The 20,722-nt window shown below is 73.2% G+C and carries 18 protein-coding genes; 7 read left to right on the forward strand and 11 right to left on the reverse strand.

What is annotated here, in order from left to right; translation table 11 throughout:
* Positions 1-178 precede the first annotated feature (178 nt).
* Together PV682_RS17845 and PV682_RS17850 are read left to right on the forward strand one after the other, a co-directional pair.
* Positions 179-2,377 carry an alpha-L-fucosidase gene (locus tag PV682_RS17845; RefSeq protein ID WP_319730873.1) on the forward strand — a complete coding sequence of 733 codons (2,199 nt, stop codon included), beginning with the start codon at positions 179-181 and terminating at the stop codon, positions 2,375-2,377.
* A 108-nt stretch (positions 2,378-2,485) separates the two neighbouring features.
* On the forward strand, positions 2,486-4,258 hold the full coding sequence (locus PV682_RS17850; RefSeq protein WP_319730875.1) for an ABC transporter ATP-binding protein: 1,773 nt from the start codon (positions 2,486-2,488) through the stop codon (positions 4,256-4,258).
* Between the two features lie 195 nt (positions 4,259-4,453).
* Here PV682_RS17850 and PV682_RS17855 read toward each other — a convergent pair whose 3' ends face one another.
* Positions 4,454-5,380 carry an SCO2400 family protein gene (locus PV682_RS17855; protein ID WP_319730877.1) on the reverse strand — a complete coding sequence of 309 codons (927 nt, stop codon included), beginning with the start codon at positions 5,378-5,380 and terminating at the stop codon, positions 4,454-4,456.
* A gap of 570 nt (positions 5,381-5,950) precedes the next feature.
* Here PV682_RS17855 and PV682_RS17860 point away from each other — a divergent pair.
* Positions 5,951-6,385 carry an SseB family protein gene (locus tag PV682_RS17860; RefSeq protein WP_319730879.1) on the forward strand — a complete coding sequence of 145 codons (435 nt, stop codon included), beginning with the start codon at positions 5,951-5,953 and terminating at the stop codon, positions 6,383-6,385.
* Between the two features lie 30 nt (positions 6,386-6,415).
* On the opposite strand, the gene PV682_RS17865 is transcribed toward PV682_RS17860, so the two are convergent.
* Both PV682_RS17865 and PV682_RS17870 read right to left on the reverse strand, forming a co-directional pair.
* Entirely contained in the window at positions 6,416-7,183 is a 768-nt protein-coding gene (locus PV682_RS17865) for a GAF and ANTAR domain-containing protein (protein ID WP_319730881.1), read from the reverse strand.
* Entirely contained in the window at positions 7,176-7,928 is a 753-nt protein-coding gene (locus PV682_RS17870) for a GAF and ANTAR domain-containing protein (protein ID WP_407705699.1), read from the reverse strand. The genes PV682_RS17865 and PV682_RS17870 overlap by 8 nt, the downstream gene beginning before the upstream one ends.
* A 291-nt stretch (positions 7,929-8,219) precedes the next feature.
* On the opposite strand from PV682_RS17870, the gene PV682_RS17875 reads away from it, so the two are divergent.
* Entirely contained in the window at positions 8,220-11,318 is a 3,099-nt protein-coding gene (locus tag PV682_RS17875; RefSeq protein WP_319730884.1) for an amidohydrolase family protein, read from the forward strand.
* On the opposite strand, the gene PV682_RS17880 is transcribed toward PV682_RS17875, so the two are convergent.
* The 7 genes from PV682_RS17880 to PV682_RS17910 all read right to left on the reverse strand — a co-directional run bounded on the left by PV682_RS17880 (position 11,315) and on the right by PV682_RS17910 (position 17,624).
* Positions 11,315-12,355, reverse strand: a complete 1,041-nt coding sequence (locus tag PV682_RS17880; protein ID WP_319730886.1) for a 2-aminoethylphosphonate ABC transporter substrate-binding protein — start codon at positions 12,353-12,355, stop codon at positions 11,315-11,317. The two genes, PV682_RS17875 and PV682_RS17880, sit on opposite strands and share 4 nt — an antisense overlap.
* A 20-nt stretch (positions 12,356-12,375) precedes the next feature.
* Positions 12,376-13,173: an ABC transporter permease gene (locus PV682_RS17885; RefSeq protein ID WP_319730888.1), complete on the reverse strand. Its 798-nt coding sequence runs from the start codon at positions 13,171-13,173 to the stop codon at positions 12,376-12,378.
* Positions 13,160-13,942, reverse strand: coding sequence for a 2-aminoethylphosphonate ABC transporter permease subunit (locus tag PV682_RS17890; protein ID WP_319730890.1), 783 nt, complete (start codon positions 13,940-13,942; stop codon positions 13,160-13,162). Before PV682_RS17890 ends, PV682_RS17885 begins: the two co-directional genes overlap by 14 nt.
* Positions 13,935-14,957: an ABC transporter ATP-binding protein gene (locus PV682_RS17895; RefSeq protein ID WP_319730892.1), complete on the reverse strand. Its 1,023-nt coding sequence runs from the start codon at positions 14,955-14,957 to the stop codon at positions 13,935-13,937. The genes PV682_RS17890 and PV682_RS17895 overlap by 8 nt, the downstream gene beginning before the upstream one ends.
* Positions 14,954-15,607 (reverse strand): HAD family hydrolase, encoded by a 654-nt coding sequence (locus PV682_RS17900; RefSeq protein WP_319730894.1) that lies wholly within the window; start codon positions 15,605-15,607, stop codon positions 14,954-14,956. Before PV682_RS17900 ends, PV682_RS17895 begins: the two co-directional genes overlap by 4 nt.
* A 5-nt stretch (positions 15,608-15,612) precedes the next feature.
* Positions 15,613-16,737 carry a TIGR03364 family FAD-dependent oxidoreductase gene (locus PV682_RS17905; protein ID WP_319730896.1) on the reverse strand — a complete coding sequence of 375 codons (1,125 nt, stop codon included), beginning with the start codon at positions 16,735-16,737 and terminating at the stop codon, positions 15,613-15,615.
* Positions 16,738-16,868: 131 nt separating this feature from the next.
* Positions 16,869-17,624 carry a GntR family transcriptional regulator gene (locus tag PV682_RS17910; RefSeq protein ID WP_319730898.1) on the reverse strand — a complete coding sequence of 252 codons (756 nt, stop codon included), beginning with the start codon at positions 17,622-17,624 and terminating at the stop codon, positions 16,869-16,871.
* A gap of 122 nt (positions 17,625-17,746) precedes the next feature.
* Here PV682_RS17910 and PV682_RS17915 point away from each other — a divergent pair, with 122 nt between their 5' ends.
* The 3 genes from PV682_RS17915 (at position 17,747) to PV682_RS17925 (ending at position 19,960) form a co-directional block, all read left to right on the forward strand.
* Positions 17,747-18,940 carry a cytochrome P450 gene (locus tag PV682_RS17915; protein WP_319730900.1) on the forward strand — a complete coding sequence of 398 codons (1,194 nt, stop codon included), beginning with the start codon at positions 17,747-17,749 and terminating at the stop codon, positions 18,938-18,940.
* Positions 18,934-19,134 carry a ferredoxin gene (locus tag PV682_RS17920; RefSeq protein WP_407705700.1) on the forward strand — a complete coding sequence of 67 codons (201 nt, stop codon included), beginning with the start codon at positions 18,934-18,936 and terminating at the stop codon, positions 19,132-19,134. The genes PV682_RS17915 and PV682_RS17920 overlap by 7 nt, the downstream gene beginning before the upstream one ends.
* A gap of 202 nt (positions 19,135-19,336) precedes the next feature.
* Complete coding sequence (locus tag PV682_RS17925) at positions 19,337-19,960, forward strand: TetR/AcrR family transcriptional regulator (RefSeq protein ID WP_319730901.1); 624 nt, start codon at positions 19,337-19,339, stop codon at positions 19,958-19,960.
* A 35-nt stretch (positions 19,961-19,995) separates the two neighbouring features.
* On the opposite strand, the gene PV682_RS17930 is transcribed toward PV682_RS17925, so the two are convergent.
* Positions 19,996-20,637 (reverse strand): maltokinase N-terminal cap-like domain-containing protein, encoded by a 642-nt coding sequence (locus tag PV682_RS17930; RefSeq protein ID WP_319730903.1) that lies wholly within the window; start codon positions 20,635-20,637, stop codon positions 19,996-19,998.
* Positions 20,638-20,722: the final 85 nt, after the last annotated feature.

Here is a 20,722-nt window from a genome sequence, read left to right on the forward strand (position 1 = left end):
CCGATGATAGTGCCGTCAAACATGCGATGTCTGCCACGTTCCATGATGGCCGAAAACCTGAGAAAAGCCCCCAACTCGCCGTCTGGCGACGCTGATTCATCCCTTCACACCCGTTGACACGCCCCCGCCCCAGGACCGACCTTCGTGCGTAACAGACCCCAGGAACAGGGATGTACACATGTCGAACTCGTTCAACAGGCGCCGCTTCCTGGCCGGTTCCACCTGCGTGGCCGCCGCCGCGGTGGCGGGCGGAGTGTTCGCTCCCGGCACCGCGCAGGCCGCGCCGAGGCGGTACACCCCCGACTGGGACTCGGTCGACCGCCACCCGGCGGCCCCGGAGTGGTTCCGGGACGCGAAGTTCGGGATCTACTTCCACTGGGGCGCCTTCAGCGTCCCCGCGTACGACAACGAGTGGTACCCGCGCAACATGTACGAGACCGGCAGCCGCGCCAACCGCCACCACGTCGCCACCTACGGCGAACCCGCGGCCTGGCCCTACCACCACTTCGTCACCGGCGACCACGACGCGGCGGGCCGGCCCGTGCAGTTCGCGCCGAGACTCACCTCGGCGGGCGGGACGTTCGACCCCGCGGAGTGGGCGCGGCTCTTCGCCGAAGCGGGTGCCCGCTTCGCCGGGCCGGTCGCCGAGCACCACGACGGGTTCTCCATGTGGGACAGCCAGGTCAACGAATGGAACTCGGTGGACCAAGGCCCCGGCCTCGACCTCCTGCGGATCTTCTCGGACGCCGTACGCGCCCAGGGCCTCAAACTCCTGGTCGCGATGCACCACGCCTACAACTTCACCGGCTACTACGAGAACGTCCCCCCGCAGAGCGACGCGAGTCTGCGCAAGTTCTACGGCCAGCTCGGACCGGCCGCCGAGAACCAGCTCTGGTTCGACAAGCTCAAGGAAGTCGTCGACCGGGCCCACCCGGACATCCTCTGGCAGGACTTCAACCTGACGGCCGTCGACGAGACCCAGCGCCTCAACTTCCTCGCCTACTACTACAACCAGGCCGAGGCGCGGGGCCAGGAGGTCGTCGCCACCTACAAGGACGGCATGAACGGCAAGGGCGAGGTCTTCGACTTCGAACGCGGCGGCCCCGCCGACCTCACCGCCCCCTACTGGCTCACCGACGACAGCATCTCCAGCAGCAGCTGGTGCTACACCGAAGGCATCGGCTACTACACCGTCCAGGAGATGCTCCACTCCTTCCTCGACCGGGTCAGCAAGAACGGCAACGTCCTGCTGAACATCGCGCCCCTGTCCGACGGCACGATCCCGCAGGCCCAGCGGGACATCCTGCTCGGCATCGGCGACCACCTGCGCCGCTTCGGCGAGTCCGTGTACGCGACCCGCGCGTGGACCGCGTACGGCGAGGGCCCCACCAAGATGGGCGGCGGCTCCTTCACCCGGCCGCACGCCGGAACCCCGCAGGACATCCGCTTCACCCGCGACAAGGCGAGCCGCGTCCTGTACGCGACCGTCCTCGGCTGGCCCGGCGACTCCCTCACGATCACCACACTCGGCGCCGACCGCATCGACCTCTCGACGCTGGCCTCCACCCAGCTCCTCGGCACCGACGCCGGCACCTACCTCGACCTGCCCGCCCCGACGCAGGACCCCACCGGACTGCGCGTCACCCTGCCCGCCACCGCCCCCTACAGCGCGGGCGCCTACGTCCTCAAGCTCACCTTCTCCGGCCCGATCCCCGCCCTGCGCCCGCTCTCCGGCGCCGTCGCCCACCAGGGCCGGGCCGCCGCAGCCCTGCCCGTCGGCGACTACCCGGCGCAGGCCCTGACGGCGGCCGGGCTGCGCCCCCGCGACCTCACCTCCGTACGCCTGGCCCCCGGCTTCCAGCTGACCGGCTACGCCGGGGACGACTTCACGGGAGCCGCGCAGACCGTCACCACCGACACCTCCGGCCTGCGCGCCGGCTCCCTGAAGGTCCGGTTCGTCCCGTCGGCCCACCTCAGGATCACCAACGTCACCAGCGGACTCGCCCTCGACAGCGGCGGCGACGTCGCCCCCGGCTCCGGGCTCAAGCAGTGGACGTGGGACGGCAGCCCGAACCTCCAGTGGCAGGCCGTCGAGGCCGAGGACGGCTGGTACAAGCTGGTCAACCGCGCCAACGGCATGGTCGTCGACGGCGGGGGCGCCACCGCCGACGGCTCGGCCGCCCGGCAGTCGGCCTGGAACGGCTCCGCAACCCAGCAGTGGAAGATCGTCCACCGGGGCGACGGCCGTCACTCCATCGCCAACCGCGCCACCGGCCTCGTCCTCGACGGCGGCGGCGCGGTCCCCTCCGGCTCGGCCACCAAGCAGTGGACGTACGGCACCAGCACCAACCTGCTCTGGACGTTCACCGCGCTTTGACCGCCTCCCCACCGGTCGGCGGGGGTGTTCCCCCTGGCCGGGGGATGATCGACGGCCCGCGACACGCTGAGATGGGAGGGTCGGACCGAAAGAGCGAGGAGCAGGCGGATGAGCGGCGTCGGACCCGAGGCCATGGCGGAGAGACCGCCCGCACGGGAGACCTTCAAGGCGCTGCGCGCGTACGTACGCCCGCACCGGTGGGCCGTCGCGCTCGGCCTGCTCCTCGCGCTGCTCGGCGCGGCGGGCGGGCTCGCGCAGCCCCTCGCCACCAAGGCGCTCCTGGACCGGCTGTCGGCGGGCGAGAGCGTCGCCGCGATCCTGGCCGCGCTGACCGCGCTCGTCCTGCTCGGCACGGCGGCCGAGGCGCTCGGCGGGTACGTCCTGGAGCGGACGGCCGAGTCGGTCGTCCTCGCGGCACGCCGCTCCCTCGTCGGACGGCTGCTGCGGCTGCGGCTCGTGGAGGTGGAACGCGTCCCGCCGGGCGACCTCATGTCCCGGGTCACCTCCGACACGACACTGCTGCGGGCCGTCACCACCCACGCGGTCGTCTCGGCGGCCACCGGCTCCGTCGCGTTCGTCGCCGCGCTCGCCCTGATGGCGGCCCTCGACGCCGTCCTGCTGGGCGTGACCCTCGGCGTGCTCGCGGTGATCGGCGGCGCCGTCGCCCTCGTCATGCCGAGGATCGCGCGGGCCACCGAACGCGCCCAGGAGTCGGTGGGGGAGATCTCCACCGTCCTGGAGCGGGCCTTCGGCGCCTACCGCACCATCAAGGCGTCCGGCGCCGAGGAGCGCGAGACCGCCCGCGCGGAGACGGCCGTACGGCGGGCCTGGCAGCACGGCGTCCGCACCGCGAAGTGGTCGTCCGCGGCCGACGCCTCGGTCGGGCTCGCCGTGCAGCTGTCGTTCCTCGCGGTGCTCGGCGTCGGCGGGCTGCGGGTCGCGTCCGGGGCGATCCCCGTGTCGACGCTGATGGCGTTCCTGCTGTACCTCTTCTACCTGATCGACCCGGTGTCCCGGCTGGTCGACGCCGTCACCCAGTACCAGGAGGGGGCCGCCGCGATCTCCCGGATCACGCAGGCCGAACGCCTCGCCGTCGAACCCGGTGAGCCCCCGGCGAACACCCCGCCCGCCGTCACGCCGGCCGCGCCGGTCCGCTTCGAGGACGTCTCCTTCCGGTACGGGCCCGGCCTGCCGCCGGTCCACGACAAGGTCGCCTTCGACGTCCCGGCCACCGGCCTCACCGCCTTCGTCGGACCCTCCGGCGCCGGCAAGTCGACGGTGTTCGCGCTGCTGGAACGGTTCTACGAGGCGGACACTGGCCGCGTCCTCGTCGACGGCACCGACGTACGGGACTGGTCCCTGCCCCACCTGCGCTCCAGCATCGGGTACGTCGAACAGGACGCGCCCGTCCTCGCCGGCACCCTGCGGGAGAACCTCCTGTTCGCCGCGCCCGACGCGACCGACGACGACCTGCGCGACGTCCTGGTCCGCACGCGGCTCACCGGGCTCGTCGACCGGCTGCCGGACGGCCTCGACACGCCCGTGGGACACCGGGGTTCGACCCTCTCCGGCGGCGAGCGCCAACGCGTCGCCATCGCGCGGGCGCTGCTGCGCCGGCCCCGGCTGCTCCTCATGGACGAGGCGACGTCCCAGCTCGACGCCGTCAACGAACTCGCCCTGCGCGACCTGGTGGAGGAGACGGCTCGCGAGACGACGGTCCTGGTGGTCGCCCATCGGCTGTCGACGGTGATCCGCGCGGACCGGATCGTCGTGATGGAGGCGGGGCGGGTGCGGGCGGTGGGGACGCACGAGGAACTGCTCGCCGGGGACCGGCTGTACGCGCGGCTGGCGGCCACGCAGCTTCTGGCACCGGCGAGTTGACGGGTGCGGGGCCGGTGGGGCCCGCACGGAGTGACGGCCTCGCGCGCACGGCTCGGCGGGCTCCGGCCGGGAGGACGGGGGGGCGCCGCGTAGGGCGGCCGACGAGTCATGCGGGAGGCGCACATGTCGGCGGGCCCTGCTGAGTGCGGGGCCCGCCGACGGGTGATCGTCGGCCTGGTGACCGTCAGGCCGCGGTCACTTGATGCAGACCAGCCCGAGCAGGCAGAGCCCGGCGGGGTCGGTGGCGTCCGAGGAGGTCCCCGATCCGGCCGTTCCCGAGCCGGAGGTCCCCGATCCGGAGGTCCCCGAGCCCGACGACCCGGAACCCGTCGAAGCCCCCGACCCCGAGGCGCCCGACCCGGACGTGCCGCCCCCGGACGGCGACGGCGCGGGCGTCGGCGCGGTCGCCGCGCCCGAGGTGCCCGGCGTCGTGGCGGTGCCCTGCGAGCCGGTGGAAGGCGCCGGCGACGAGGGCGCGGCCTGCTGCCGGTTCGCCGGGGCGCCCTGCGGCTGCGCGGCGGACTGCCCGCGCACCGTGTCCGGCGTGTGTACGTCCGGCGCGGAGTGCCCGGAGCCCGTGGCCCCCGAGCCCTCGGCCGTACCGCGCGCCGCCGAGGAGCGGCCGGGCGCCGTACCGGGCGTGGCCCGCTGCGCGTCGGACGCCGTCGTACCCGGCGTGTACGGGGTGATCTCCTCCTCGGCGATCCCCATCGTCTCCCGGTCCGGCGCGGACGCGGCCTGCGTGCGGGCCGGGGTCTGCCGGTTCATCGAGGCGACCGTGAGACCGCCGCCGACCAGGGCGACCGCCGTGGCGACCAGGGCCCTGCGCTGGGTCTTGCGCCACCGCTCCCGCTGACGGCGGCGCGCGGCACGCCCGTCGGGGGTGGTGGCGGCGTCGTACGGGGTGTCGGCGTCGTGGGCGGACTCGGCGGGGCCGGCGTCGTACGAGGTGTCGTGCGGGGGCTCGGCGGGGAAGGCGTGCTGGACCTGTGCCGCCGTGCTCGACGCGATCGGTGCGGGCGCTCCGCCGGGGAGCGGGGCGATGTCCGGGGCGTAGGCACCGCACCCGGGGCACACCAGGGCACCGTTGAGATGACGGCGGCACGTGGAGCAGTAGTCCATCCGTGGCCTTCCTGACTCGACTGCGCCATCGGCTCGTTGCGCCGTGGCAAGGTTTCCGTTCGCACGGGGGGCCGAACGGCGAGAACGCTAGCGAGCCTTTGGACAGGCCGTGCGCAGCCTGTGTGAAGCAGTTGCGGAGATGCCGTCGGTATTGTCGGAACACAGGCATAGGAAGGGACTTACCGGATTCTCACATGGGGCGATACCCGTACTCCCTTGCCCCGTAAGGGAGTTGAGCCGCCGAGCCCCCCGCAGGGGCGGGTTCCGGCTCGGGTTCCGGTGTCGGCCCGGGGCGTGGGAGCGGCTCGGGGCCCGGCATCGGAGGCTGCGGCGGGGGAGAGGGGACCGGCCCCGGGACGGGGCGGGGCGGCAGCGGGTCCGGGCGGGTCGGGTCGGGCTGGCCGGGCGGCCGGGGAATGGTCATGGTCCTTGCTCCGGAGGGTGCGCGTACGCGTGCCGGGTCTCCCGCCGCGCGCCCTTCAAACCCGGCGGCGGCCACGGGCATGGGAGACACCGGCCAGGGCACCCGGGGACGACGCACCCCCCAGACACGAATCGGAGTGGATCCCCGTGACCGACCACTTTCCCAACGGCGCCGACTCCGCCGTCCGCCTCGCCCTGAGGGCGGTCGTCACGGGCGACGCGGACCGGGCCGAACTGCGCACGCTCGCCGCGAGCGAGATCCTCGTCCCCGTCGGCGACCCGCCCGGCGAACAGCCGCCCGTCACGGTCGCCGTCCCCGTCTACGAACAGCCCGACGGCACCGAACTCGTCCCGGTCTTCACCTCCCAGGACCGCCTGACCCACGCCTTCCCCCAGGCCACCCAGCACCGCCGCATCCTCCTCGGCGCCCTCGCCCACGAGTGGCCCGCCGAGGGCCCCATGCTGGTCATCGACGCGGGCACCCCGGAAGAGGTGACCCTGACGCCCCGAGGAGTCCGGGACCTCCTGGACGACGGACCCGACGGGTATGGCGACAGCGGGTACGGCGGCGGGACGCTCTGACCCCGCCGGGCGGCCCCCGGCACCGCCGCCTCACCCCAGAGGCTGCCCCTCCAGCACCGTCGACAGCTCCATGCTCCGCTCGACCAGCGCCTGCGCCGTCTCCGTCAGGCGCACCCGGTGCCGGTCGGCGTAGGCGGCCAGGAGCCGGGCCGCCTCGCGGATCGTCGTGCCCGCGTACTCCGCGACCATCCCCTTGGCGATCTCCAGCGTGGCCTTCGCGGCGATGACGCTCTGGACCCGGGTCACGACGTCGTCGGGGCGCCCCGGCTCGGCGTACCAGTGCATGAGCGCCAGCGTCGCGAGATCGGCGAGGGCCTGGGCGACCAGCGCGTCGTCCTCGCGGAGGCGCCCCGGGGCGGCGCGTACGAGGGTGAGGGCGCCCAGCGACCGCTCGTGCAGCCGCATCGGCACCGCGTGGAAGGAGGCGTACCCGGCGTCGGCCATGGCCCCGGCGACCCTCGGCCAGCGCTCCCGCAGGGCGGCGATGTCCGGGACGGCGACCGGCCGACCGGTGCGGTAGCACTCCACGCACGGGCCGTGGCCGTTCTGTAAATGCAGCAGGTCGGTGAAGGCGACGGCGTCGTCCGTCGTCGCCATCGTCCGCAGCCCGCCGCGCGCGTCGGCGATCATGACGGCCGCCGCGTCCACGTCCAGCAGGTCGCGGCAGACGTCCACCAACTGGTGGAAGAGGTGCAGGGGGTCGAACTCGGCGGCATAGGTGTCCGAGAGAGACACGAAAGCCTGCGCCAGCTGCCGCTCGCGGTTCATCGCGCCTCCTGGGCGGTCGGTCTCAGTCATCGCGGAGATCCAGCGTGCCGTCGATGACGCCCCTGGCGATCTCGGTGGTGGTGCGGCCCTCGGCGAACGCCCGGGCCCGCAGGCGCAGGAGAGCCTCCTCGGCGTTCACGCCCAGCCGTACCATCATCATCCCGGTCGCCTGGTGCACCTCCTCACGGTCCGCCTCCGCTGCCGCCAGCCACGTTACGACTCCTTCCCGGCGCGCAGAAGCGTGGTCCAGGGCGATGACGGCGAGCGCGACCGCGTCGGCGACCAGCAGGGCCGTACGGATGTGGTCGTCGCTGAGCGAACCGGACGTCTCCCGGTACAGGTCGAGGGTGCCGAGCGCGCCCGCCCCGCCGGCCAGCGGCAGCGAGAACGCGGCCTCCGCGCCCGCCTTCGCGGCCTGCACGGAGAACAGCGGCCAGCGCCGGGTGGCCGGGGGCCGCGTCAGGTCGGTCGCGAACACGGGCGCCCGCAGCCGCACCGCCTCCATGCCGGGGCCCTCGCCGAGCGTGTACTGGATCTCCGCGAGCCGCGCCGCGACCGAGTCGCTCGCGCACAGCACGACCCCCATGTCCGTGCTGTCGCCGAGCACCGACACCGACAGCCCCGAGGCCACCGGCAGCAGCGACACGCACGCCCGGCACAGCGCCTCCGGCACCTCCGACGCGGGCAACCCCCGCACCCCGGCGATGAGTTCGCTCGTGACCCGGGCCCGCTCGACGTCGAGTTCCTCCTCGGCGTACCCGTCGTCCTCGGCCACCCCCATCACCTCCCGGTCCAGCGGCGGACGCGCTCACTCGATCTTGGCACAGGAGCCCCTGTGGACCGGCCCGGCGCAGCCCGGCCCGCCACCTGGTCCGGGTGTCCCCTCGGAGGCGAGGGAAACCGCGCGGACGTCGCCCTCGACCGGGAGCTGTTCGGGGGGTGCTTTCCGGCCATACGGCGCACGCGTGGGTGCGCTTTGCGCTGTCCGTCTGATCTCATGACTGTCTGCCTAATGCTGACATGCCCATGGCTTTGACGCCGGTACGGTCACAAAGGGGACACCCGCATGGACGGACGCGCGTACGACATCAGCCGCAGAGGTTTCCTCGGAGCGGGCGCCGGAGCAGGGGCCGCGCTGCTCCTGGCCGCTCCCGCCGACGCGGAGGCGGACGCCTCCGCCAGAACGCTGTCGTTCACGTCCGGCACCAACGCGGGCGTGGCCGCCTCCCCCGACGGCGCACGCCTGATCATCGAGGTCCAGGGCGTCCTGTGGTCCCTCCCGGGCACCGGCGGCACGGCCACGGCGCTGACCGACGTGACCCTGGAGCCCACCCGCCCGGCCTGGTCACCGGACGGCACGACGGTCGCCTTCTGCGCCTACCGGGGCGGCGGCTTCCACCTGTGGACCATGGCCCCCGACGGCTCCGGGCTCAGACAGCTCACCTCGGGACCGTGGGACGACCGGGGTGCCGGCTGGTCCCCGGACGGCAGACACCTCGCCTTCTCCTCCGAGCGCGGCAGCAGCGACGTCACCGGCGGCTCGTACGACATCTGGACGGCCGAGGTCGCCACCGGCCGCCTCACCCGGCTGACGTCCACACCGGACGCCGAGGACTACGACCCGGTGTGGCACCCCGACGGCGACCGCATCCTGTTCGTCCGCGCGGAGAAGGGCGTCGCCCGCACGATCGCCTCGGTCCCGGCCACGGGCGGCGCCGCCGCTGTCGTGCGGACCGTCGACAGCGGCAGCCTCCTCGGGCCCGCCGTCGCACGGGACGGACGGCTCGCGTACGTGTGGCTGAGCGCGCCGACCGTCGCCGCCTACTCGGCGAGCGCCCAGCTCGTCGTGGACGGCACGGTCGTCTCCGGGGACGAGGACGTGTCACCGCAGCCGCCGAGCTGGACGGCCGACGGGCAGCTCCTCCACTTCGCGGACGGCAAGCTCGTCCGCCGCACGGGCGCCACGAGGACCGTCGTGCCGTTCACCGCGCGCACCCGGGTGACCCGCACACCCCGCCCCCACAAGCCGCGCGACTTCGACTCCACCCGCCGCCGCGCCGTACGCGGCGTGCACTTCCCGGTGCTCGCGCCCGACGGCCGCTCGGTCGCGTTCTGCGCGCTGGGCGCCCTGTGGCACCTGCCGATCGGCGGACAGCCGCGCAGACTGGTCGAGTCCGACCCCGCGCACTACCTCCAGATGCCGTCGTGGAGCCGCGACGGCCGCAGCCTCGTCTACGTCCACGACCGCGACGGCCTCGCCGCCGTCCACCGCTTCGACCTCGCCGACGGCACGGACACGGTCCTCGCCTCGGGCGGCCGGGTCAACCCCGCGCTCGCCCCGGACCGTTCACGGCTCGCCTGCCACGACATCACCGGCAACCTGATCGTCGTGGACCTCGCCGACGGCACCGAGAAGCTGCTCGCCGCGCCGCTGGGCGCGAACGGCCTGCCCGGCAGGCCGAGCTGGTCGCCCGACGGCCGCTATCTCGCGCTGTGCGACCGCAACCGGCTCAACCAGCGCTTCCGCGAGGGCTACAACGTCATCCGGATCGTCGACACCCGCGACGGCACCTCCCGCACCTACCTGCCGCGCCCGCACGCCTCCCTCGCCGACCGCTACGACAGCGGCCCCGTCTGGTCGCCCGACGGCACACACCTCGCGTACATCGCGGAGTCCGCGCTGTGGGTGCTGCCGGTACGGCCGGACGGCACCCCCGACGGCGAACCGCGCCGCCTCACCGACGACCCGGCCGACCACCCCTCCTGGTCCGGCGACTCCCGGCGGCTGCTCCACCTCTCGGGCGCCGCACTGAAGCTGACCGCCGTGGACGGCACCGGAACCCGGACCGTCCCCGTCCCGCTGCGCACCGCCCGCCGCCTCCCGCCCCGCACGGACGTCGTCCGCGTCCACGCCGGACGCCTCTGGGACGGCACCGGGGAACGCGTCCGCGAGGACGTCGACATCGTCATCGAGGGCAACCGTGTCACCTCCGTCGAACCCCACCGCGCGGCCCGCCCCGGGGAACGGCCCGTCGACGCGTCCCGGCAGACGGTCCTGCCGGGCCTGTGGGACGCCCACACGCACACCTACCAGAACATCTACGGCGGCCGTCAGACCCGCCTGAACCTCGCCTACGGCATCACCAGCACCGCCTCCCTCGGCGGATTCGCCTACGAACAGGCCCGGTTGAAGGAGGCGGTCGACGCCGGCGCGCTGGCCGGCCCGCGCCTGCTGACGACCGGCGAGCTGATCGACGGCAGCCGCGTCGCGTACAGCATGGGCCGCGCCCACGGCACGCGGGACGGGGTGCGCCGCAGCCTCGAACGCGCCGGGGCCCTCGACTACGACTTCGTGAAGACGTACGTCCGCGCCCCCGCCGCCACGATGGCCGAAGCCGCCCGCACGGCACGGGAGCTGGGCGTCCCGGCGGGCAGCCACCTGCTCACCCCCGGCCGCCAGGTGGGCCAGACCCTCACGACCCACCTCCTCGCCACCCAGCGCCAGGAGTTCAGCCGGGCGCTGTCCCCGACCGGCCACTCCTACCAGGACGTCCACGAGATGTACCGGAGCGGCGAGTTCGCGCTGGTCGTCACCCCGTTCGCCGCGCTGTACATGCTGGGGGTCGATCCCGGACTCGCCCAGGACCCGAGGGTCACGAACCTGATGCCGCCCTGGGACGTCGCCACCGTCCGCAACGCGGCCGGCACCGTGCCCACGCCGGACCAACTCCGGGGCCTGGCCATCGAGACGGGGATCTACCGCGAGGTCGTGGAGGAGGGCGGCACCCTCGCGCTCGGCACGGACGCCCCGCTCAACCCGGTCGGCCTGCACGTCCACCTGTCGCTGCGCGCCCTGCACCGGTACGGCGGCTTCACGCCGGTCCAGGCGCTGACCAGCGCGACGTCCGTGCCGGCCCGCGTGTTCGGGGTCGCCGACGACCTCGGGACCGTCGAGCCGGGCAAGCTCGCCGACCTCACGGCCGTCGATGGCGACCCGTTCACCGACTTCGACGACCTGGTCCGCACGGCGTGGACGATGCGCGACGGCACCGTCCACCGCCCGGCGGACCTGCTCGACGAGACGGACCGGGCGACCCCGCACGCGGGGACGGACTGGCTCGCCGTGGGGGAGATCCTGCACCGGGACGGGTGCTGCGCCGGTTAGCTGCCTGTCGCCGACTTCCAGTTCTCCACGTACGCCGACAGGTTCGCGGCGACGTCGTCCCAGTCCGGGGTGAAGACCTCGACCCCGGTCATCAGCTTCGCCAGCGCGGCGGCGTCGGCGTCCGTGGCTTTCACGTCCTTGCGGGCGCTGAATCCGCCGCCGGCCGAGCTGACCTCCTGCTGGGCCTCGCGGCTCAGCAGGAAGTCGAGGAGCTTCCTGCCGTTGGCGGAGTGCGGGGCCTTGGTGACGAGGCCGGCCGCGTAGGGGAGGGCGAAGGTGGTCGGCTTCGCGCCCCGCGGCGCCGGGAACCAGATCCCCAGGTTCGGCATCGTCTTCGCCTGCGCGTAGTTCATCTGCACATCCCCGTTCGCGACGAGGAGTTCGCCCTTGTCGACCTTGGGCGCGAGCTTGCCGGTGGAGGCGGAGGGGCCGACGTTGTTGGCCTGGAGCCTGCCGAGGTAGTCCAGGGCGGGCTTCTCGCCGCCGAAGTCGTGCATCGCCTTGATCAGCACGGCGGTTCCGTCACCGGCGACACCAGGGGTGGAGTACTGGAGCTTGTTCTTGTATTTGCCGTCGAGAAGCTCCTGCCACGTCGTGGGCGGCTGCCTCAACTCCTTCTTGTCGTAGACGAACCCGAAGTAGTTGTCGACGACAGAGGTCCAGGTCCCGTCGGCCGCCCTGGTCGCGGTGTCCGACCCCTGAGGGGCGTACTTCTGCAACAGGCCCTTGCCGTCGGCCTGCTGGATGAACGGCGGCAGCGTGACGAGGACATCGGCCTGCGGGTTGCTCCGCTCGCGGACGACACGCTGCACCATCTCGCCCGAACCCCCCTCCACGTACGCGACCTTGATACCGGTCCGCTTCGTGAAGTCGGCGAAGACCTTGTCGTACCAGCCGTCCCCGTTCTCGCCCTTGAGGCCGTCGGCGCTGTAGACGGTGACGACCTCGGCGTCGGAGGAGGCGGCGGAGGTCCCGCACGCGGAGGCGAGGACGAGGAGGGACACGGCGATGCTGAGCTTGACGGGGTTACGGGGCATGGCGGTTGGACTCCAGATGTTCAGCGGTACGACGCTCTGGTGCGGACCCGGGACACGGCGGACAGGACGAGCAGAGTGGCTGCCATCAGCACCACCGCGAGCGCGGACCCCGCGAACAGGGCACCCCGGTCGGTGGCGGAGTGGATCAGGACCGGCAGCGGGGTCCAGTCCGGCGGATACAGCATCACCGTGGCGCTCAACTCGCCCATGGACAGGGCGAAACAGAGGCCCACGGCGGCGGTGAGCGACGGCAGCAGCAACGGCAGCCGCACCCGCCACAGCACGTACGATGGCCGCGCGCCCAGCGAGGCCGCCGCCTGCTCGTACGCCGGGTCGAGCCGGGCCAGCGCCGCCGACACCGACTGGTACGCGAACGCCGTCACCAGCACGGTGTGCGCGAGGACCACGATCCACCGCGTGCCGTTCAGCAGCAGCGGCGGCTTCGAGAAGGCGACCAGCACCGACAGCCCCACCACGACCGACGGCACGGCGACGGGGAGCACGAACAGGGCGTCCAGGACCCGCCGTTCACGCTTCCGGAGCGCGGACCCGGCGAGCGCGGCCCACGTGCCGACGGCCAGCGCCAGCAGGCTCGCGGCGGTCGCCGTGAACAGGCTCGTGGTGAGCGCCTTGAGGGCGTCGCCGCTGGTCGCGGAACGGTAGTTGGCGCTCGTCGGACCCGAGGGCAGGACGCCGGACCAGTGCGTCGCGAACGACGCGCCGAAGATGACGAGCAGAGGCAGCGCGAACAACGGCAGGAACAGCACGAAGAAGACCGCCCACACCGCCCGCTTGGCCCCACGGCTATGCACCAGCACGACGGCTCACCACCCGGTACACCGCGTAAAGCCCCACGGACAGCGCGACGTTGACGACCGCCACCACACAGGCGCCCGCGTAGTCCGACTCCAGGATCGCCTTGCTGTAGATCAGCAGCGGCAGGGTCGTCACGCCCTTCGCCCCGGTGAACAGCACGATCCCGAACTCGTTGAGGCACAGCACCAGCACGAGGCTCCCGCCGGCCGCGAGCGCGGGCAGCGCCTCCGGCAGGATCACCCGCCGCACGATCCTCGGTGCCCGCGCCCCGAGACTCGACGCCGCCTCGATCTGCGCGGTGTCGAGCTGCGAGAACGCCGCGAGCAGGGGCCGCATCACGAACGGCGTGAAGTACGTGACCTCGGCGAGCAGCACACCCCAGGGCGTCGTCAGGAACGGGAACGAGCCGACGATGCCGGTCGTGCCGTAGACGAACAGCAGGGCGAGCGTGATCAGGAACGACGGGAAGGACAGGAACACGTCCACGAACCGGGCGACCGCCCGCGCCCCGGGGAACGGGACGAACGCGATGACCAGCGCCAGGAAGAACCCCAGCACCAGACACCCGGCGGTCGAGGCGAGCGCCAGCCACACGGTCGTCCACAGCGCCTGCCGGAACGCCTCGGAGGCGAAGACGTCCGCGTACGGCTCAAGGGACGTGCCGCCCGAGTCGGGCTGGAAGGACTGCTGGACGACCAGGGCCAGCGGGTAGAGGAAGAAGACCGAGAGCAGGGCGACGGGAGGCAGCGTCCACAACAGGCGTCTAGTCATGGAGCAGCACCGCGTCCTCGGGGAAGAAGTGCAGGTCGACGCGCGCGCCGTGGACCGGAGGGTCTCGCAGCTCGCGTACGTCGGCCATCACGGTGTGCCCGGCGACCTCGACGTACAGCCGGTGCGTGGCGCCGCGCCACTGGATCTCCCGTACGGCACCGGTGAGCCGGTTCGGCCCCTCGCCCAGCCCGACGAGATGCGGCCGGACACACAGCGTCGCCGGACCGGTCACGCCCCGCGCGTCGACCGCCAGCGGCGTCCCCGCGAACTGCGCGACCCCGCCGGCCACACGCACCGGCAGCAGGTTCGCCCCGCCCACGAACGACGCCGTGAACGCGTTCCCCGGCGCCCGGTACAGCTCCCGGGGCGTCCCGCACGCCGTCAGGCGCGCCCGGTCGAGGACCGCGATCCGGTCGGCCAGCGTCAGCGCCTCGACCTGGTCGTGCGTGACGTACAGGATCGTCACGTCCGGCAACTCCCGGTGCAGCCGCGCGAGTTCGGTGAGCATCTCGGACCGCAGCCGGGCGTCGAGCGCCGACAGCGGCTCGTCGAGGAGGAGCACCTCGGGGCGGATCGCCAACGCCCGCGCGATGGCGACGCGTTGCTGCTGGCCGCCGGACAACTCCCGGGGACGGCGCCGCGCGTACGCCCCCATCCCGGTCAGCTCCAGCGCCTCACCGACCCGTCGCCGGATCTCGCCCCGGTCGACGCGGCGCGCCTTCAGCCCGAACGCCACGTTGTCCTCGACCCGCAGGTGCGGGAACAGCGCGTACTGCTGGACGACCATCCCGATGCCCCGCCGGTACGGCGGCACGTCGGTCACGTCCCGTTCACCGAGGAACACCCGCCCCGCCGACGGCCGCACGAACCCGGCGACGGCCCGCAGCGCGGTCGTCTTCCCGGACCCGGACGGCCCCAGCAGCGCCATCACCTCACCCGGCGCGACCGTCAGGTCGAGCGCGTCGAGGACGGTGTTCCCGTCGTAGGCGACACTCACGGAGTCGAAGCGGATCACGTCAGCACCCCGGGCAACTCAGCGACGGAGCCGAGCACTTGACCGGCCCCGGCAGCCCGCAGCGCCTGCGCGTCGTGCGCCCCGGTGAGCACCCCCGCGACGAGCCCGGCCCCGGCGCGCACCCCGCTGAGCACGTCGTACGAGGTGTCCCCGACGACCGCGACCTGCCGGACGTCGTCGGCGGCCTTCGTCCGCACGAACGCCTCCAGGACCATGTCGGGGTACGGCCGTCCCCGGCCGCCCGCGTCCGCCGGGCACAGGGTGAGCGCCGCGAGGCCGCGCCAGCCGAGCGCGTCGAGGATCGCGTCCTGGGTGACGCGGGCGAAGCCGGTGGTCAGGACGACGGTCCGGCCCTCGGCGGTGAGCTGCTCGATCGCCTCGCGGGCGCCGGGGATCGGGGTGATCAGGCCGTCGGTGACGAGGTCGCCGTACGCCTGCTCGAAGGCGGTGTTGGCGCGCTGGGCGGTGGCCTCGTCCTTGAAGAGGTGGCGGAAGACAGAGATCTTGGACTCGCCCATCGTGGCCCGCACGTAGGCGAGTTGATCGGGGTCCGAACCGAGGGCCGTCGTGAAGGCGCGTTCGACCAGGCCGCCGTCGGTGACGGTCGTGCCGGCCATGTCGAGGACGACTAGGCGGATGTCGTGCGGCATCTGGCTCACCAGCCCAACTGGTCTGCGGTGGTCTCGGCGATCGCGGGCGCGCAGGTCATGCCGCGTCCGCCAGGGCCCGTGACCAGCCAGACGCCGTCGCGGACCTGCTGGCGGTGCACGACACGGCTCGTGTCGAGGCACTGCGCGTACACGCCCGCCCAGCGGCGCCGGATCGCGGGGAGCGGGCGGCCGAGGAGGGACTCGACGACGCCGGCCAGGTGCTCGTAGGGGTCCTCGACGGTGTCGAAGGAGAAGGGGTGCTCGTACTCGTGGGTGTCGCCGACGGTCAGGCCGCCGTCCGCGCGCTGGACCATGAGCAGCTGCATCCGGTGCTCGGCCGCCGTATCCGGCTGCGGCCGGCCGGAGTTGAGGGCGTCCAGGGCGGGGGAGGCGTACGCCGGGTAGTAGCGGAAGCTGTCCGCGTCCGCGACCGACGTCGTCAGCGGCTCGCCCAGCGGCGCGGTCTGCATCATCTGCAACCGGACGCGGCGCACGGGCAGGTGGGGCCCGGCCAGCTCGCGCACCAGGCCGCCCAGCCAGGCGCCGGTGCACAGGACGACGGCGTCGCCCGTGTGCAGGTCGCCGTGGTCGTCGCGGACCGCGCGCTCCCCGATCACCTCACGGACCTCGCGGCCCGGGAGGAACGTGTAACGCGGGTTCGTCAACAGCTCGGCGCGCAGGGCGCGTTGGGCGGTGCGCGGCTCGACGGCCGCGTCCCGCGCGCAGTACAGGGCCGCGTCGAACTCCCCGCGCAGCGCCGGGTTCAGCGCCCGCGCCTCGCCGGGCGTCAGCAGCTCGTACCCGCGTACGTCCGCGTCGCCCCGCGCCGCCGCGTACTCGGCGACGGCGCGTTCGAGGGCGCCGCGTACCACGGTGAGGGACCCGTTCGCGCGGAAGCCGAGCGCCGGGACGCGCTCGCCGATCCCCTCCCACAGCTCCCTCGCGCGCAGCGCGGCCGACAGCTCCTCGCCGTCCGCGCGCCCGCTGACCCAGACGAGCCCGAAGTTGCGCAGCGACGCGCCCCGGGCCTCCGCCTCGCGCTCGATCTGTACGACCTCGTGGCCGCGTTCCAGTGCTTGCCAGGCGTGCAGGGTGCCCACCACGCCGGCTCCGACGACTATCACTCTCACGACCGCCACGCTCCTCGCCGTGCGGGAACCGGAAGGGTCCGGCTGACGACGGGAGCATGAACCGGCCATCACGTTTGGGCTAGACCCGTTATCTGTTCGTGATTTTCAGGCGGTCGCATCATCGCTTTCTGTCAGTTTCTGAGGTGCGCCGAGAACGAGAACCGGTCACCCCGGTACAGGCTCCGCACCCGCTCCAGCGGACGCCCCTGCGCGTCCCGCGACACCCGGTGGATCAACAGCATCGGCAGCGCCGGGGGCGTCCCGATCAGCAGCGCCTCGCGCGGCGTCGCGAGCACCGTCTCGATGCGCTCGTCGGCCTGCCCGAGCCGGATGCCCTCGCCGCCCATGTAGGCGTAGAACGAGGAGTCCGGGTCGAACTCGGCGTCCAGACGCGGGAGCCGGGCCACGGACACGTACGTGCTCTCCAGGCCCACCCGCTCGTCGTCGGCCAGCAGCACCCGCTCCAGGTGCCACACCGGCTCGCCGCGCGTCAGCCCCGTCTCCTCGGCCAGCGGCGCCGGGCACGGGAACCGGTCGAGGGCGACCAGACTGCGGCCCGGCGTCCGGCCCTGCCGGCGCACACCCTCCGTGTAGCTGGCCAGCGCGAGCGGCTGCTCCAGCTTCGGCCCCGCGACGACGGTCCCCCGGCCCCGCCGGCGCAGCTTGCCCTCCAGCAGCAGCTCCCGCAGCGCCTGCCGCACCGTCTCGCGGGCCACGTCGTACCGCTCGGAGAGGTCACGCTCGGTGGGGATGACAGCGCCCTCGCCGAGTTCGCTCACGAGGTCGTCCAACCGGGCCTTGACCGCGTAGTACTTGGGCACGCGGCCGTGCTCGGGGACACCGGCGCGGACGGGGGCGCCGGGGTGCTGATCGTTCGGGTAGTCCACGGGGGGACCGTACACGGACCCCGCCGCGACCCCGTCGGGCGTCTTCGTGCGACGGCCGAACCGCTTCTTGCCGCATCATGCACTGCTGCGTAGCGTCGGTACCGGTCCCACGGAGGTGCGCGATGGCCGAGCTCCGACTCCCCTTGCCCGCCGACGGCCCGCTGGAGCCGCCGCCCGCCTGGGCGGAACTGCGCCGCGCGTGCCCGGTCGCGTCCGTCCGCCTCCCCAGCGGCGACGAGGCGACGCTCCTGACCCGCTACGACGACGTACGCACCCTGCTCTCCGACCCCCGCTTCGCCCGCCCCACCGCCGAGGACGGCGCCGCCCGGCTCGCCCCCGAGGGCGCGGGCGGCCCCGTCGTCGACGGCGAGCTCCAGGACGTCGTACCCGACCGGGGCGAGGGCCACCAGCGGTGGCGCCGGCAGGTCGGCAAGTACTTCACCGCCAAACGCATGACCGCCCTGCGCCCCGCGATCACCGAACGCGCCGAGGCGCTCGTGGACGCGATGGCCGAGCGGGGCCGACCCGCCGACCTGAAGGGCGCGTTCGGGTTCCCGCTGCCCGTGTACGTGATCTGTACGATCCTCGGGGTCCCCGCCGAGGACAGCGACCGCTTCTCGCACTGGTCCGACGCCTTCCTCAACGTCAGCCGCTGGACGAAACAGGAGAGCGCGGCGGCGTACACGGAGTTCGACGCGTACATGGCCCGGCACATCGCGCACGTCCGCGAGCACCCCGGCGACGACATGATCAGCATGTTCATCGCCGACCAGCCCGACGTCACCGACGCCTGGCTGCTGCGCACCGGCATGGGACTGCTCGTCGCCGGGCACGAGACGACCGCCAACGCCATCGGCAAGACCGCCGCGATGCTGCTGGCCGACCGGGCACGCTGGGAACAACTGCTGACCGAACCGGAGCTGGTGCGCACGACCGTCGACGAGGCGCTGCGCCTGGACGTCAACCTCGGCTTCGGACTGCGGCGTTACCTCACCGAGGACGTCGAGGTCGGCGGCTCGGTGCTGCCGCGCGGCGCCACCGTCGTCTGCGCCCTGCCCGCCGCCAACCGGGACGCGGCGGCCTTCGAGGACCCCGACCGCATGCTGCTCTCCCGCAGCCCCAATCCGCACCTCGCGTTCGGCGCGGGCCCGCACTCCTGCCTGGGGCAGAGCCTCGCCAGGACCGAACTCCAGGTCGCCCTGGAGGTGCTGCTGCGGCGGCTGCCCACCCTGCGGCTCGCCGTGCCGGTCGGTGAACTGCGGCGCGTGGAGGGCCTGTTGGTGGGCGGGCTGAGCGAAGTGCCGGTGACGTGGTGAGGATCGCCGTCGACCGGTCGCTGTGCTGCGGCGCGGGGAACTGCGTCCTCGTCGCACCCGGGGTGTTCGACCAGGACGAGGACGACGGGGTCGTGGTGCTGCTCACGGAGACGCCCGCTGTGCCGGACGAGACCCGGGCGCGGGAGGCCGCGGCGATGTGCCCCGCCTCCGCGATCACGTTGCGTGAGGGGTGAGCCGACCTCAGGGTGAGGCCGCGAGGGGCCCCTCCCGCAAGGCCAGCGCCGAGAAAGCCACCGTCGGCGCCGGGGAGTTCGCCCATCGGGGGTACGCGGCCGGAAATCGTCAGCCGGCGCACGGGCGGACTAGAGTGCGGAGATCGTCGACGCGTACCCCGAAGAGCGAGGTGTACGCCTCTGAGAGACGGAGAATCACGGAATGACCCGGGGGAGACCCGAGCGCAAGCAGCGGGCCAACGGCGTGGAGTCGCGGCGGCGCATCCTCGACGCGGCGGTCGAGATCGCGGGGGAGCGGGGGTACGAGGGCACGTCGATCGCGGCCGTCAGCGCCAAGTGCGGACTGCCCCCCAGCTCGATCTACTGGCACTTCAAGGACAAGGACGACCTGATCGCCGCCGTCATCGAGCGCAGCTTCGAGACCTGGCTGACGGCCGTCGAACTGCCCGGCGAGGACGCGGGGACCCCACTGGAACGGGTCACGACCATGGCCGCGAACGTCGCCCGGTCCCTGCTCGACGCGCCCGACTTCGTGCGGCTCGGGCTGATGCTCGCGCTGGAGCGGCGGCCGGTCGAACCCCGGGGGCGGGGCGTCTACCTGGACGTCAGGAAGGCGGCGCGGCAGCGGATCACCGAGGTCGTCCGGGCACTGTTCCCGGACGTGGACGAGAAGGCCGTGGACGTCCTCGTCACCTACGCCATCGCCGGTACCGACGGGCTGTTCGTCCAGCAGGAGATCGACGGGGGCATCGATCTCGTCGGGATGTTCGAGCTGCACGCGCGGACGGTGTACGCGATGGCGGAGGGGATGCCGGCCGGGGGGTGAGGGCCGGCCGGCGGGACTTCGGGCGGCGGTGCGTGTCAGGCCCGCGCCTCGACCACCGCGAACACTCCGCGCACCCGGTTGCCCTCCAGGTCGCTCCACGCGCCGGTCACATGGCCGAGCGCGTCCGCCGGAGGGACGTCGGGCACGGCGGTCAGGAGGCGGTTGAAGCGGACGGCGGGACCGTCCGGCGTCGTCAGCGTCGTGCCGTCGGCCGTCTCGGTCACCGTCACCTCGCCGGCCAGCAGCGGGGCCCCGCCCGCGTACGCGTGGGTGACCTCCTCGTCCAGGGCGTCGCTCGTGCTCTGGGCCTGCGCCGGGAGCCGACCCTCGAGGAACGCGGCCAGGGCGCCGGTCAGCACCGGGTCGTGGACGCCGTCGTAGGCCCAGCGCTCTCCGAGGACGCCGTGCTCCAGCGTGGTGATGAGCGCGTGGTCCGCGCCGGGGAGCGGGGCGGAACGGTAGGTCAGGGGGATCAGGTAGGCGTGCGGGCCCTCGGCGTCGGTGGCGACGAAGAACTCGATGCCGACCTCACCCTCCGGGTCGTCGAGCCGGAAGCCCCCGGCCTTGGCGAGCTGCGGAGCGGCCGTACCGCCCTGGTACCACGCGCGCGTGGGGAGCCACGGGGTGAGGAATTCGAGCTTGGTCGGCTTGAGCCAGGTGCGATGAATGATCGACATGTTCAGGGATTCTCCATCAGGGTCCGCGATGATCGAAACTGTGTCATCCAGGGTCGCGTCCTGAACGACTGAGCCAAGATCAACG

Origin of the sequence: Streptomyces niveiscabiei, assembly GCF_033794345.1 — a bacterium.
Classification (GTDB): domain Bacteria; phylum Actinomycetota; class Actinomycetes; order Streptomycetales; family Streptomycetaceae; genus Streptomyces; species Streptomyces niveiscabiei.

Bases quoted from the DNA above. Each gene is read 5' to 3' on its own strand.
- PV682_RS17845 (WP_319730873.1), top strand. From the start codon at position 179: ATGTCGAACTCGTTCAACAGGCGCCGCTTCCTGGCCGGTTCCACCTGC.
- PV682_RS17850 (WP_319730875.1), top strand. From the start codon at position 2,486: ATGAGCGGCGTCGGACCCGAGGCCATGGCGGAGAGACCGCCCGCACGG.
- PV682_RS17855 (WP_319730877.1), bottom strand. From the start codon at position 5,380: ATGGACTACTGCTCCACGTGCCGCCGTCATCTCAACGGTGCCCTGGTG.
- PV682_RS17865 (WP_319730881.1), bottom strand. From the start codon at position 7,183: ATGACTGAGACCGACCGCCCAGGAGGCGCGATGAACCGCGAGCGGCAG.
- PV682_RS17875 (WP_319730884.1), top strand. From the start codon at position 8,220: ATGGACGGACGCGCGTACGACATCAGCCGCAGAGGTTTCCTCGGAGCG.
- PV682_RS17880 (WP_319730886.1), bottom strand. From the start codon at position 12,355: ATGCCCCGTAACCCCGTCAAGCTCAGCATCGCCGTGTCCCTCCTCGTC.
- PV682_RS17890 (WP_319730890.1), bottom strand. From the start codon at position 13,942: ATGACTAGACGCCTGTTGTGGACGCTGCCTCCCGTCGCCCTGCTCTCG.
- PV682_RS17900 (WP_319730894.1), bottom strand. From the start codon at position 15,607: ATGCCGCACGACATCCGCCTAGTCGTCCTCGACATGGCCGGCACGACC.
- PV682_RS17915 (WP_319730900.1), top strand. From the start codon at position 17,747: ATGGCCGAGCTCCGACTCCCCTTGCCCGCCGACGGCCCGCTGGAGCCG.
- PV682_RS17925 (WP_319730901.1), top strand. From the start codon at position 19,337: ATGACCCGGGGGAGACCCGAGCGCAAGCAGCGGGCCAACGGCGTGGAG.
- PV682_RS17930 (WP_319730903.1), bottom strand. From the start codon at position 20,637: ATGTCGATCATTCATCGCACCTGGCTCAAGCCGACCAAGCTCGAATTC.